Genomic DNA, 13,210 nt, shown 5'->3' with positions numbered 1-13,210 from the left:
TACATCCTGGGAAGTCTTTACAAGGTGGCTAGATAGAAATCCATAAAATCAATAGAATGGAGGAAATAAACTATTGAGGATCATCCTATGTTATTAGAATTATTGAAGCGTTTCTTCTTTTCATTCTTTCTCTTTTTAAGCTGTATTTTCTATATATCAGCCGGAAGGGCCGAAGATATAAAGCACTCTGTTGGGGTTTATATCTCTCAAAATGGCCTTAAATACTTCAAGAATAATTTAAAAGAAGTTATTGAGAATAACGGCTTTAGAATTGATGAGTTCTCGTACTCAGGTACGCAAATTAATATGGAAGAGCAAAAGCTCGAAGATATGATTGAGGACCAGGAAGCTAAAGACTCCATCGTTAAAGTAAAGAACCAGATTACAAGATTCTTTGATGGAATTGATTTAGATACTCATAGATTTCAAGTAGATATTGAGGAAGTGCAGTTCTCTGCTAACTGGGAGAAGATCTCTCTTGATTTCTATAAGCCTCAGCTTACAGAGGAGGAAGACCCTTATGATGTACTTGTTTACGCCTGGATTGAAGCGTCAGATATTAAAGTTAGTGTAGATAAACTTTATGCCAGAGACTTAAGAAATAAATTTCTTGGTGATGTTGGTGTTGATGGATTAAAAATAGAGCAAGTTGATAGTAGTGATAAGCTCAGAATCGGGCTTCCTGTTAAGCTTGGGAAAGATGAAAACGGGAAGTTTAAAATAGTTGTTTCTAAGCCAGTATCAAATATGAATGATGTAAAGTTTGATGCTGACTTCACTTCGCCATTAAAGTTGCCAGAAATAAAAATTCTAATTAATGGTCATGAAGTTTCTTTAAACTTAGAAGAAGTTGAAAAGCTCGTTATAGAAAAAGAGCCAATGATTCTTGAGAAGATTCAAGCATATCTTCAAACATTCTTAGAAGAAGAGGCTCCAAAGATGATCACAGAAAAGGCAGAAGCTGCACTTGATGGTGGTTTATTTGAAGTTACGCAAATGAACCCTCCTGGCGCTCCTGTAGGAGTAATCGTTCCAAAGTTCTTTTGGAAGCTAGGGCTCGAAGAACTTAACTTTGTAGGAGATAATCTTCATATCGGTCTTGGTGCAAGCGTTTCAGATCCATCTAGAGATCACGTACCATTTCCTGAGAAGTACACATCTTTAAAGTATCCTGATATCGAAAATTCAGATATTGATAATTACGATATAACTCTTGCTTTAAATCAGGGACTAATTAATAGAATGGTCCAGCTATCATCACTAAGAGGTTACTTTGAGAAGATGGACTTAGAAAGTGGAGAGTCTATAGGAATTGAAGGGATGCCGGTTGTTAACTTTAAAGGAAAGGGTAAGAATAAACCTGCAACATTGTCTTTAGAGATTATTTATAAAGTATCAGGATGGCAAAAGGCTTTTGTTAGAAATCCTATTCATATAAACTTTGATATGAATCTGGATTTTCCAATCGATCCTCGTACTGGAAGAATAAAAATGGTTGCAACTGGAATAGATTTGAATACAGTTTACCTAGACGATAAGTATATTAGACTATTTGCGAGCAAGGTTAGAAAGTCTGTTCATGAGCAAATCAAAGACATGCAAAAAGATATCAATGGAATGGAGATTGCAGATGAGATTCCTGTTCCTTCTGATCTTGGTGGTATTTTACTAGAGAAAGAAAAAGCTGAAATTAATAAAAATGGTTACTTAATGATTTATAACAACTATTTAGAATAATAATATAAAACGAGGTATTTATGAAGTTTATCACAATGAGCTTAGCATTACTGATGACAATTAGTGTGAGTGCTGCAGAATTCGAAGGTTTTAGAGTGGAGAATATTAAAGCAGATAAAGTATCAGTTTATCTGGTTTCTGGTGGAGGAGGCTATTCATTTATAATCTCGAAAGTATTTAAAAAGGTTGGAACATTTGATAGTGATAATGGTGTTATCGAAGTACCGACTGTGAAATATGAGGTTGATGGTTGGAGAGGGGCAAGTCATGCTCTGGTTGTGACTCACAACACGCCTCTTCACGCATTAAATAAAGACGACAAAGAACGTTTTCAAGATCCAGATTATGTAAATATTGCAGATAGAGTAGTTCCTACTTCTTCAAATATTATTCGCCTACAGAGAGGAGCTATTAGCAATACTGCCTTAAGAAAGAATAATAGAGTATTTATACTGTCTGATCAGTAGCAAGAGTAGTGGCCAGGCTTGACTGGCCACTTGACTGAATATTCGAATAGTTAAGGCATTCTCTTCGAATTTCTGGTGAAATAGGTAAGTTGTGTTAAAATAGTGGCTTATGATAAGTCGCTTAATTGGTATATTTATTTGCCTTATTTCTCTAATTCTTCCTTGGAGGCTTAGAGTTCTCTTTAGTGAACTTCTAGGGTGGATCACTCAATTTATTTACTACACATACTATGGCATCCTTAATTTCTTGTTAAAGGAATTGAAGGCTGATGAGGAGGGCAAATGAATCCTTCTGGTGAGCGTGTCGCAATTCTCTTTTCTGGTGGAACAGACTCAACTTTAACTGCAGCGTTACTTGAAAAGTCTTTTGATAATATTCATCTTGTAACATATAACCGATTTGGTTTTCATGAAACTGATAATACAGCTGTTCAGGCTCAGTTGCTTAGAGATAAGTTTGGGCAAGACCGCTTTATTCATGAAATTTTAAATGTGGATAAACTCTTTAAGCATATCTCGTATGAAAATTATTTTTCAAATATTAGAAAGTACGGTTTCTTTAATCTCTCGACATGTGGATTATGTAAGCTTTCTATGCATGTGAGAACTATTAAGTATTGTAATGATAACGATATTAAGTTTGTTGCAGATGGTGCAAATCAGGCAATGAGTATGTTTCCCGCTCAGATGAAGGGTGTTATTGATGAATTAAAAAAAATGTATGAACATTTTGGGATAACATATTTTAATCCCGTTTTTGAACTTGATGGCCCAGAAGAAAAAGGGTTTATCGAGAAGTCTAACCTTCTCCTCATTAATGACCATACTGTTCCAGACATAGAAAAGCCTCTTGTTTATAATGAAGAGAAGAAAACTTTTACACCAGGTGAAACTCTCTTTAAGATGGGGCTTGCTCCTAATCCAAATGTAAAAGGATCGAAGTATGATAGGAAAAGACAGCCTAGATGCTTTCAGTTTATTATTTTTAATATCTTTGCAATAAAGTACTTTCTTCAAAAACACACGTACGAAGAGTATAGAGATAAGACCGTAGATTTTTATAAATCGAAAATTTCTAGAATGATTAACTTATTAGAGAAAGATGATAAGAAAGTTCAGAAAATTATTGGAAAAATATAATGTTTGACCAAGAGCTAGAATGCTGTGGCGCTGAGTTTGAAAAAAATCATATTTCATTAATAGGATTGTTAACATTCTCTTTTCCTCTTTTACTTATTTGCTTATTTCTTCGATTCTTATTAATACCGATATATTTCTTCAAAAGAATTAAAATATTAGACTCTCTAATCAAGGCAAACTTAAAACTGATCTCACAGAAGAATATTTTATCTAGATACAAGTGTCAGCTTGCAAGTTCACTATTTAAAGTTACTCCTAGGGCATCAGGATTTGTTTTTAAGTATTTCAACTTTTCTATATTGCTTTTTATTTGGATAGTTTTAATTGTAACTTTTTACCAAGTAGTTTGATAATGGCACTAGATCCCAATGAATTAAAAAAAGACTTTCCTGTATTTGAAAATAATAAGAAATTTATTTACTTTGATAACGCTTGTACTAGCTTAAGGCCAAAGTCTGTCGTTAGTGCTATGAACGAATACTATGAACTACATCCATCGTGTCATAATAGGACTCTTCATTCTTTTGGTGTACAAACGACTAAGAAATTCGAGAATGCAAGAAACTCAATTGCTAACTTTATTGGTGCAGAGAGCTCCTCGGAGATCGTCTTTACACGTAATACGACAGAGGCAATCAATATTGTAGCAAAAGGAATAAACTGGCAAGAAGGTGATCATATTTTAACTTCTGATATGGAACATAACTCAAACCTCTTGCCGTGGCAGTTTCTTTCAAAAGAAAAAGGTGTCCTGTGCTCTCATTTTGAAATTGATGAAAACTTTGAAGTTGATTTAGAGGAATATCAAAGAATCTTTTCTAAAGAAAAAATTAAACTAGTTGCTTTCCATTATACTTCGAATGTTACTGGAGGCTCTCTTCCTGTAAAAGAGTTGTCAAAAATAGCGAAAGAAAATGGAGCACTTGTTCTGATTGATTGCGCTCAAGCAATGCTAACAACATCAATCGATGTACAAGACCTTAATGCAGACTTTATAGCTTTCTCATTTCATAAGTGCCTTGGTCCATCTGGTTTAGGGGCACTATATGGAAAGAGAAATGTTCTAGAGGCGTTAACTCCAATGTTATATGGTGGAGAAACGGTTATAGATTCTACTTATGAATCTTGTACGTTTAGTGATGTTCCCTATCGATTCGAAGCTGGTCTGCAAAATTACTCAGGAGCTTTTGGTGCGAAGGCCGCGATTGATTATATACAAAGTGTAGGCGTTAGAAATATTAGAGATCATTTACTTTCTCTTAATACGTTACTCACAGATGCACTGATAAAAGAGGATAGGGTTACAATAATTGGTCCTAAGAATCCTAAAGATAGACCAAGTATTTTAAACTTCACAATTGAAGGCCTTGACTTAGGACAAATTTCATTAGTTCTAGATAAGTCCCACCGAATAATGGTTCGAAGTGGAGTGCATTGTTGTCACTCATGGTTTCATAAGAAGGGATTAAAGCCATCTCTTAGAGTTTCTCTCGGTCCTTATAATACGAAAGAAGAAGTTGAGAAATTTATAGAAGTAATTACTCCTATAATTAGATTTTTTTGAAATAGTTTAATACTTCATCTGCAAAGAGAGAATGTCCTAGCTTATTAGGATGAATTGTATCTCCATTTGGATCTAGGAAGAGGTAGTTCTTATTTTCTTTCACTACTTTTGTAAAATCAATTAAAGGAGTGTTACTTTGAGACGAGATTTTTTCGATCTCATTATTATATAAGAAACTCCTCTCTCGAATTTTTGTGTTTTGTATTTTTTTTACATCGGTTCCAATATTCTTTTGGATAGGTATGTTTACTGGAAACTTCACCAGTATGGGAGTTATTCCATTAGCCTTCGCTTTTTTTATTAAGTTTTTAATATTTTTAACATAGTCATTTAGAGAAACTCGAGTCTCTCTTTTAAGACTAATAGAGGAAGCGTTTTTCTTTGGTATTTGGCTAATTATAAGCTTAGGTAGAGTCAACTCCTTTATGAAATTTCTTAGAAAAATAATAAGAGGATTTGAGGGGGTAACATTCTTATCTTCGACGTTTTGAGAATAGAAGAAACGGTAATAGTCTAAATCATTTATGACATAAGTTATAAGAATATGAGTGGGCTTCGATTTAATGGCCTCTTCTAATATGTGAACTCCTTGAAAGGAGCTATAGCCAATTTGAGAAAAATTCTTTACGGAGATTTTCTTATTTGATAGATGAAATATCTTAGAGGAATAAGTCTGATCATTTTCAACTCCCCAACCAAAGCTTGGAGAGGCCCCGAGAATTGCAATTTTAATATTAGAATTTTCCCAGCCCTCCTCTCCATCTGTAATACGAAAACCTTCTTTATTTGTCTTTATGTTCGCACCAAAGAACTCTTGATCTAGGTTACTTTTAACTTTCCATAAATTATGATGATTCTCTTCAAGAACTTTCATAATTCTATCTAAACGAGTTGGTGTATATAAGAAATGAGCTCCCCCTTCCATTAGAAGGATAAGAACGAATGCAATTAATATGGAAATAGAAATTTCTTTAAATTTTGATTTAATCATTAATTTTCCTTATTTACTTAAGTATCTATGAATTCTCGTGTCTAAACAAGCTCGTTTATTCAGCACCTTAGGGAAAGGATGGTTTGAAAATAGAAGATGCTGTATGATTATATAAATCTCTTAAGGAAAATATGATTTCAAAGATTGTAGATAAACTTAATCAACTACAGAGAGACTCTAGTTATTCATCTTCGTTTGATGTTTCAATTTACTCATTCTTCTATGAGAGAAATCTGATTAAAGATTCGCTTCCAAGTGGAGTGCCAAGCTTATTGAATGCTTTAAGTGATTGTTCAGAATGCTATTACGGACTTCAGATTGATTCTTATGCTGAAGGCTGTTTCCACGACTGCGAATATTGTTGGGCAAAATCTGACTTATCCAAAGTTGAGAAATGGAATAATCCAATGCCTCTGCCAATTGATATTACAGAGTTTTGGGAAATGTTTTATACGGTTTTTGAAACGAAGAAAGATCATCCATTAAGGACAATACTTGAAAGAAGAACCCCTCTACGCGTCGGTTCTTTATCTGATCCATTTATGACGATGGATAAGAAGTATGGGGTAACTTTAGAGATAATTAAAATTTTGAATCATTACCGTTATCCAACAGTCTTTCTTACAAGATCGCATAATGTCGTTGAGGAGCGCTACCTCGACTATTTAGATCCGACTCTATTTTCTATACAGATTTCAATGCCGAGTTTAAATGAGGCATTTACAAAAGTATTAGAGCCTGGAGCACCTTCACCTACAAAGAGGTTAGAGGCTTTAAAAACTTTAACGGACCGAGGGGTTTGGTGTACGGTTAGGTTAAATCCTCTTTTTCCAATTTATCCAGATGGAGTATTATCTAGAAGTTTAAGTTCTGACATAAGGACAGGGTTCTTTGAATTTGAATATATTAATACTCTTGCTAAGTACGGCTGTAAGTCACTTTTAACGGGATTTGTTCATCTTGATATGAAAGTAGTCAACTTAATTACCGAGAAAACTGGTGTAGACCTTATGGGATTTATGTCTGGCGAAATGAAAGAGATGGGGGAAGGATTTACTTATTCAAATTCGGAGATCAGAAAGTACTATGAAATTTTAAAGAAGAGATGTCAGGATAATGGTATTGAATTTACAACTTGTTATCTAGGCTTAGGAGAGAGTTATTTTTGGAAAGATCAGGATCTCTGGGACAATAAAGAAGACTGCTGTAATATTAAAAATAAAGTAAGCTCCTTTGTCACAGAGACAAGAATGATTCCTGTCTCTAATAGATTAAAAATTGAATTTCCTCAAATGAGCTTTTGGGGCAGGTGCCTACACTCCGTTTGGCAAAATCTAAAGAGCTTTTTCTTTAAACAGGTTTTTGATAAATAATGAGTTTGGTAATTGGAATTTCGGCCTTCTATCATGATAGTGCGGCAACATTGATAAAAGACGGAGTAATTCTTTCTTCAATTGAAGAAGAGAAATTTACTAGAATTAAACACGATAAAGAATTTCCACGGAATGCGATAGAATTTTGCTTAAGCTCAAACGGAATTACTCTCTCAGATATTGATTCTATAATATTCTACGATAAACCTCTTACAAAGTTTGAAAGATTACTTGAAACATATGTTTCTTTTGCTCCTATGGGATGGAGTTTTTATAAAGCTTCTCTTCCTGAATGGTTTAATGGGAAAATTTTCTTAGAAAAAACCTTGAGAAAGAACCTTGAGTCTCTTGATCCAAGTTGGAGTGGAGAGCAGGAGATACTCTTTAGTGAACATCATCTCTCGCACGCAGCATCAGCTTTTTATCCAAGTCCTTTTGAGTCTGCGGCGGTTCTCTGCCTTGATGGTGTCGGAGAGTGGCATACTGCCTCTGCTTGGATAGGAGAGGGGAATAAACTTAGAAAAATTTGGGCGATAGACTTTCCTCACTCAATAGGACTGCTCTATTCTGCGTTCACTTACTATCTTGGTTTTGAAGTAAATAATGGCGAATATAAAATGATGGGACTCTCTCCATATGGAGAAGCCAAATATGTAGATCTTATTGAGAAAGAGCTAATAGAGATAAAGCCAGATGGATCGTTCCAATTGAATATGGCCTACTTCGCATTTGCGACAGATCTAGTTATGACAAATAAGAAGTTCTCTGATCTATTTGGAAGGAAAGAGAGAACATCAATAGATGAGATAGAGCAGTTTCATATGGATATTGCGGCAAGTGTTCAAAAAGTAACGGAGAAAGTGGTTCTCTTACTCGCTAAAACACTGAAGAGCGAGACTGGTCTAAACTCTCTCTGTCTAGCTGGTGGAGTTGCTTTAAATTGTGTGGCCAATGGTGAATTAAAGAAGCAGGGAATATTTGAAAAAATTTGGATACAGCCTGCAGCTGGAGATGCTGGGGGAAGCTTGGGGGCGGCACTCATAAGTTGGTATCAAGTGCTTGGGAATGAGAGAGTTCTTCTAAAGGAAGACTCGATGAAAAGTTCTTTATTAGGGCCTTCATATACAAATGATGAAGTTGAGTCTGCCTTAAAAGAGATGGGGTGTGATTATTCAAAAAGTAATTGTATTGAAAACCTTGCAGCAGAAGAAATTAAAAAAGGTAATGTCTTAGGTTGGTTTCAGGGCAGAGCTGAGTATGGACCAAGGGCGCTTGGAAATAGGTCTATCCTTGCAGATCCTCGAAGTTTTGAAATGCAAAAGAAGCTAAATTTAAAAATAAAGTATAGAGAATCTTTTAGACCTTTTGCCCCCGCAGTTTTAGAAGAGAAAGTATCTGACTTCTTTGACTTCGCTGGTATATCTCCTTATATGTTATTTACAGCACAGGTTAAAGGGGCAAAGAATATAGACAATGGAAGTGAGTTGTTGAAGAAACTAGAGGGGGTAGACTCAACTATTCCCGCAGTTACTCATGTCGATTTGTCGGCTAGACTTCAGACTGTTTCAAAGAAATCTAATAGGCGTTTTTATAGTTTAATAGAAAGATTTCATGAGCTAACTGGCACACCTTTAGTAATTAATACCTCATTTAATATTAGAGGAGAGCCTATTGTCTTGTCTCCTCAGGATGCCATTAATTGCTTTATGAATACAGAAATGGATGTCCTAGTTCTTGAGGATTATATTCTTTATAAAGATAGACAAGATAAGAATAAATTTAAAAAGTATACGACTGAAGAAATAAGTGGAAAGAAACAAGTTCAAGAAAAGAGGAAGATTTCAGAAAGAGAATTAAAGTCATTTGGTTACCAATTTACCTTTATTCTCGCAGTTGTCATAGGGCTCATTCTTCCTTGGGTTTGGAAGTATGAAGTTTCTTATATTCCTTTTTACCTCGCTACCTTAACTCTTGTTCTTAGGTTTACTTTTCTAAAGGCTTTGTTAATTTTCTATCACCCGTGGACATTTCTCTCAAATATATTAACCTACGTAAAGGGAAGCCTTCTCTTATTTATAAGTTACTTTCTGCTTTTAAGTCCAATTGGGGTTTTTATGAAAATCATAGGAAAAGATCCTATGAAGAAAAATTTTATTGAGGGACAAGATTCCTATATGACAAGATATAGCGAAGAGTTTGACCCTCAATCATTAAAATACCCTTTTTAGAAAAGAGCGTAAATTGCAGGTAGAATAGAGCTTCCTCCTGCAAGTGTTATAAATAAACTTAAGATTGCAAAGACAAAGAATATAGGCATGAGCCACCATTTCTTATTCTTCTTAATGAGGAGAAAGATCTCTTTAAGCATCTTGTTATTAGCTCTAAACCCTTCCCTTAACGTCTTCTTTTTAATTTCTTTTGTCATAGATATTTAACCTACTTCTTATAAAGCTTACAGAGGCCATTGTACGGTAGCTTGGAGATCTCAGGGATCGTAAATTGGCTTCTTACACCCTTATTATACACTAAACCAACAGCGTTTATCTTAGAATTCTTACTTGAAAATGTTGTTACTCTAGCTCTTCTTGAAAATGTATAAGAAACAGTATCTTCTAACAGTAAGTTTTCTTGAGAGAAGGTCTCCATTTTGTATTTATTGCCTTTTGTTTGCTTTAAAAGGATATCTGAATATGGTGCATATACGTCGTTAACAACACAATGAATTTCTCTCTTGGCCATTGTGGATAGAGTGACAAAAATTGAAGATATGACAAATAATACTTTCATAAACGGCCCTATTTTAAAAAAAGTTCTACGATTTTATTAGCTGCTAGGAAAGGAGTTGTCTTTCCTTCCACGACTTTCTTTTCAAGTAAAGGAAGTTCCTTGCTTACTTTTGAATGTTGCTTAAGTCTTATATCTAAAAGGTCTACTATTAATTTCTGCATCCAATTCTTATTTTGTTTTACTCTCTTCTCTTGAAGTTCTCCGTTAGATGAAGCCTCAGTTTTATACCTTTGGATCATCTCCCAAACGCCGTCAATATTCTTATTCTCTAATGATGAGATTAGTTGAACCTCGGGCTTCCAAAAAGAAGTTGGGTGAATGATTTGAAGTGCTCCCGTGTAGTGGGCCTTTGTTTGATTCGCCAAGTTTAGAGAATCCCCATCGACTTTGTTAATAACAATGGAGTCTGCTAATTCTAAAATTCCTTTCTTTATTCCTTGAAGCTCATCACCTGCATTTGGAAGCATGAGAACTAGAAAGAAATCTACCATTGAAGCAACTTCATATTCAGACTGTCCAACCCCAACGGTTTCGATGAGAATGACGTCATAACCAGCAGCTTCACAAAGAAGAGCTGTCTCTCTTGTTTTTCCCGCGACTCCACCAAGACTTCCAGAGGAAGGAGACGGTCTAATAAAAGCGCTCTCATTTTGTGAGAGTTTTTCCATTCTTGTTTTATCGCCCATAATACTTCCACCTGAAATTGGTGAGCTTGGGTCTACAGCAAGAACTGCGACTTTATGTCCTTTAGAAATAAGATAGAGACCAAAAGTCTCTATGAAGGTAGATTTTCCAACACCAGGAGTTCCTGTAATACCTATTCGAATACTTTTCCCAGAAGAGGGAAGTACTTCTTCTAGTAGTTGCTGTCCTTGAACTCTATGGTCATCTCTCTTACTTTCTAAAAGAGTAATGGCCTTAGCAAGAGCTCGTCTATTTCCTGCAAGAATATTTTTCGCATTTACTTCTATCATTATTACTTTTTAGTCTCTTCAATATGTTTAAGAACATCTTCAGCCGCGTAAGGAATGGCCGTTCCTGGACCATAGATTCCTTTAACACCAGCCTTATAGAGGAAGTCATAATCTTGCTTTGGAATAACACCTCCGGCAACGACAACAATATCTTCTCCTCCGAGTTTCTTTAGTTCTTGAATTAAAGATGGAATGAGAGTTTTATGGCCAGCAGCGAGTGAAGAAACTCCAATGACGTGAACATCGTTTTCAACAGCTTGTTTGGCAACTTCTTCAGGTGTGGAAAAAAGTGGAGCAAGATCAATATCAAACCCAACGTCAGCGTAGGCCGTAGCAATAACCTTTGCTCCTCGGTCGTGACCATCTTGTCCCATTTTGGCAACAAGCATTCTTGGTCTTCTTCCGTGCTCTTTTTCAAATTCAGCTATTCTTTCTTTAATCATATTCCAATTCTCGTCTTCTTCGTAGGCACTTCCATAAACACCTGAAACAGTACCTGAGTTTGCTTTATATCTTCCCCAGTGAACTTCTAAGGCCTCTGATATTTCTCCAACAGTACAGCGAAGTCTGGCTGCATTTACTGCTAGTTCAAGACCATTTCCAATACCTGTTTTAGCGTATTGAGTGAGGGCCTCTAGTGCGTCAGCGACTTTTTTATGATCTCTTTCTTTTCTAAGTTCTTCTAGTCTTTTAATTTGAGAATCTCTTACAGCAGTATTATCAATTTCAAGAATTTCGATCTCTTCATCGTTTTCAACTTTATATTTATTTACGCCGACAATTGTATGTTCTCCTCTATCAATTTTGGCTTGTTTGATAGCGGCAGCTTCTTCAATTTTAAGTTTTGGAACACCGGACTCAATTGCTTTGGCCATCCCTCCAAGTTGATGAACCTCTTCCATTAACTCTCTTGCTCTATCGGCAATTTCGTTAGTGAGAGTTTCCATCATATAAGAGCCACCCCATGGGTCGACAACATTGGTAATTCCTGTTTCTTCTTGAAGAATAATTTGTGTATTTCTAGCAATTCGAGCAGAGAATTCCGTCGGAAGAGCAACGGCTTCATCAAGCGCATTTGTGTGAAGAGACTGTGTCCCTCCAAATACAGCGGCCATCGCTTCGACTGTTGTTCTAATAACATTATTATATGGATCTTGTTCGGTAAGTGACCAACCTGATGTTTGACAGTGAGTTCTAAGCATCGTCGATTTAATATCTTTTGGTTCGTACTCACTAACTATTTCTGACCAGAGCATTCTCGCTGCTCTAAGTTTTGCAATTTCCATATAGAAATTCATTCCAATTCCAAAGAAGAATGAAAGTCTTGGGGCAAAGTCGTCAATATTCATACCTGCTGCAATTGCAGTTTCAATATACTCTCGTCCATCAGCTAAGGTGTAGGCAAGCTCTAGAGCATTGTCGGCACCAGCTTCTTGAATATGATATCCAGAAATTGAAATGGAATTAAACTTAGGCATATTCTTTGATGTGTATTCAAAAATATCTGCAATGGCCTTCATTGATGGAGCAGGCGGGTAGATATAAGTATTTCTAACCATAAACTCTTTTAAAATATCATTTTGAATTGTTCCAGAGAGCTTGTCTTTTGAAACACCTTGCTCTTCTGCGGCAACAATATAGTTGGCAAGAATAGGAAGAACAGCTCCGTTCATTGTCATTGAAACAGAAACTTTATCAAGTGGAATTGAATCAAAGAGAACTTTCATATCCTCAACACTATCAATAGCAACACCGGCCTTTCCAACATCACCACTTACTCTTGGATGATCGGAGTCATAGCCTCTGTGAGTGGCCAAATCAAAAGCAACTGAAACACCTTGTCCTCCAGCTGCAAGTGCTTTTCTGTAAAAAGCATTTGATTCTTCGGCGGTAGAGAATCCGGCATACTGTCTAATTGTCCAAGGTCTACCTGTATACATCGTTGCTCTTGGTCCTCTTATAAAGGGAGCAAAACCGGGCATAGTATTTGTGTTGTCGAATGCTTCAATATCTTCTCTTGTGTAGAGAGGTTTAATATCTATGCCTTCGGCGGATTTCGTTATGAGGGTGTCTGGAGATTTTCCCCTTTGCTCTTTCGTCGCAAGTTCTTTCCAGTCATTAACAGATTTCATGATGCTCCACTTTTTATTAAAAATAATGAGCCTTAAAACTAGCAA

General features: G+C 35.8%; 11 protein-coding genes and 1 pseudogene. 7 read left to right on the top strand and 5 right to left on the bottom strand.

The features are described from left to right. The first annotated feature begins 87 nt into the window (after positions 1-87). The 4 genes from CES88_RS14335 to CES88_RS14320 all read left to right on the top strand — a co-directional run bounded on the left by CES88_RS14335 (position 88) and on the right by CES88_RS14320 (position 4,908). Complete coding sequence (locus CES88_RS14335; RefSeq protein WP_290735824.1) at positions 88-1,737, top strand: hypothetical protein; 1,650 nt, start codon at positions 88-90, stop codon at positions 1,735-1,737. Positions 1,738-1,757: 20 nt separating this feature from the next. Next, positions 1,758-2,204 (top strand): hypothetical protein, encoded by a 447-nt coding sequence (locus CES88_RS14330; RefSeq protein WP_290735822.1) that lies wholly within the window; start codon positions 1,758-1,760, stop codon positions 2,202-2,204. Positions 2,205-2,486: 282 nt separating this feature from the next. After that, positions 2,487-3,344 (top strand): hypothetical protein, encoded by an 858-nt coding sequence (locus CES88_RS14325; RefSeq protein ID WP_290735820.1) that lies wholly within the window; start codon positions 2,487-2,489, stop codon positions 3,342-3,344. Positions 3,345-3,696: 352 nt separating this feature from the next. Continuing rightward, positions 3,697-4,908: a cysteine desulfurase gene (locus CES88_RS14320; RefSeq protein WP_290735817.1), complete on the top strand. Its 1,212-nt coding sequence runs from the start codon at positions 3,697-3,699 to the stop codon at positions 4,906-4,908. Here the strand turns inward: CES88_RS14320 and CES88_RS14315 are convergent. Next, positions 4,895-5,899 carry an SGNH/GDSL hydrolase family protein gene (locus tag CES88_RS14315; RefSeq protein ID WP_290735790.1) on the bottom strand — a complete coding sequence of 335 codons (1,005 nt, stop codon included), beginning with the start codon at positions 5,897-5,899 and terminating at the stop codon, positions 4,895-4,897. The two genes, CES88_RS14320 and CES88_RS14315, sit on opposite strands and share 14 nt — an antisense overlap. 131 nt (positions 5,900-6,030) lie before the next feature. Between CES88_RS14315 and CES88_RS14310 the strand changes: the two genes are divergently transcribed. The 3 genes and pseudogenes from CES88_RS14310 (at position 6,031) to CES88_RS16665 (ending at position 9,500) form a co-directional block, all read left to right on the top strand. Continuing rightward, on the top strand, positions 6,031-7,272 hold the full coding sequence (locus tag CES88_RS14310; RefSeq protein ID WP_290735788.1) for a radical SAM protein: 1,242 nt from the start codon (positions 6,031-6,033) through the stop codon (positions 7,270-7,272). After that, positions 7,272-9,029: pseudogene (locus CES88_RS14305) on the top strand (carbamoyltransferase); the annotation flags it as partial. The gene CES88_RS14310 and the pseudogene CES88_RS14305, both read left to right, overlap by 1 nt. After that, positions 9,018-9,500: an SxtJ family membrane protein gene (locus tag CES88_RS16665; RefSeq protein ID WP_365993278.1), complete on the top strand. Its 483-nt coding sequence runs from the start codon at positions 9,018-9,020 to the stop codon at positions 9,498-9,500. The pseudogene CES88_RS14305 and the gene CES88_RS16665, both read left to right, overlap by 12 nt. Here the strand turns inward: CES88_RS16665 and CES88_RS14300 are convergent. Genes CES88_RS14300 through scpA form a run of 4 tightly spaced genes read right to left on the bottom strand, consistent with a single transcriptional unit; the run spans position 9,497 to position 13,165 of the window. Continuing rightward, positions 9,497-9,697, bottom strand: coding sequence for a DUF5989 family protein (locus CES88_RS14300; protein WP_290735784.1), 201 nt, complete (start codon positions 9,695-9,697; stop codon positions 9,497-9,499). The genes CES88_RS16665 and CES88_RS14300 overlap by 4 nt on opposite strands. Positions 9,698-9,708: 11 nt before the next feature. Beyond that, positions 9,709-10,059 carry a hypothetical protein gene (locus CES88_RS14295; RefSeq protein ID WP_290735781.1) on the bottom strand — a complete coding sequence of 117 codons (351 nt, stop codon included), beginning with the start codon at positions 10,057-10,059 and terminating at the stop codon, positions 9,709-9,711. Positions 10,060-10,067: 8 nt separating this feature from the next. Then, positions 10,068-11,033, bottom strand: coding sequence for a methylmalonyl Co-A mutase-associated GTPase MeaB (gene meaB, locus CES88_RS14290; protein WP_290735778.1), 966 nt, complete (start codon positions 11,031-11,033; stop codon positions 10,068-10,070). Between the two features lie 2 nt (positions 11,034-11,035). Next, positions 11,036-13,165, bottom strand: coding sequence for a methylmalonyl-CoA mutase (gene scpA, locus CES88_RS14285; protein WP_290735775.1), 2,130 nt, complete (start codon positions 13,163-13,165; stop codon positions 11,036-11,038). Positions 13,166-13,210 lie beyond the last annotated feature (45 nt).

The sequence above is a fragment of the Halobacteriovorax sp. JY17 genome (assembly GCF_002753895.1).
Classification (GTDB): domain Bacteria; phylum Bdellovibrionota; class Bacteriovoracia; order Bacteriovoracales; family Bacteriovoracaceae; genus Halobacteriovorax.
This window is presented reverse-complemented; position numbering and strand designations above follow the sequence as displayed.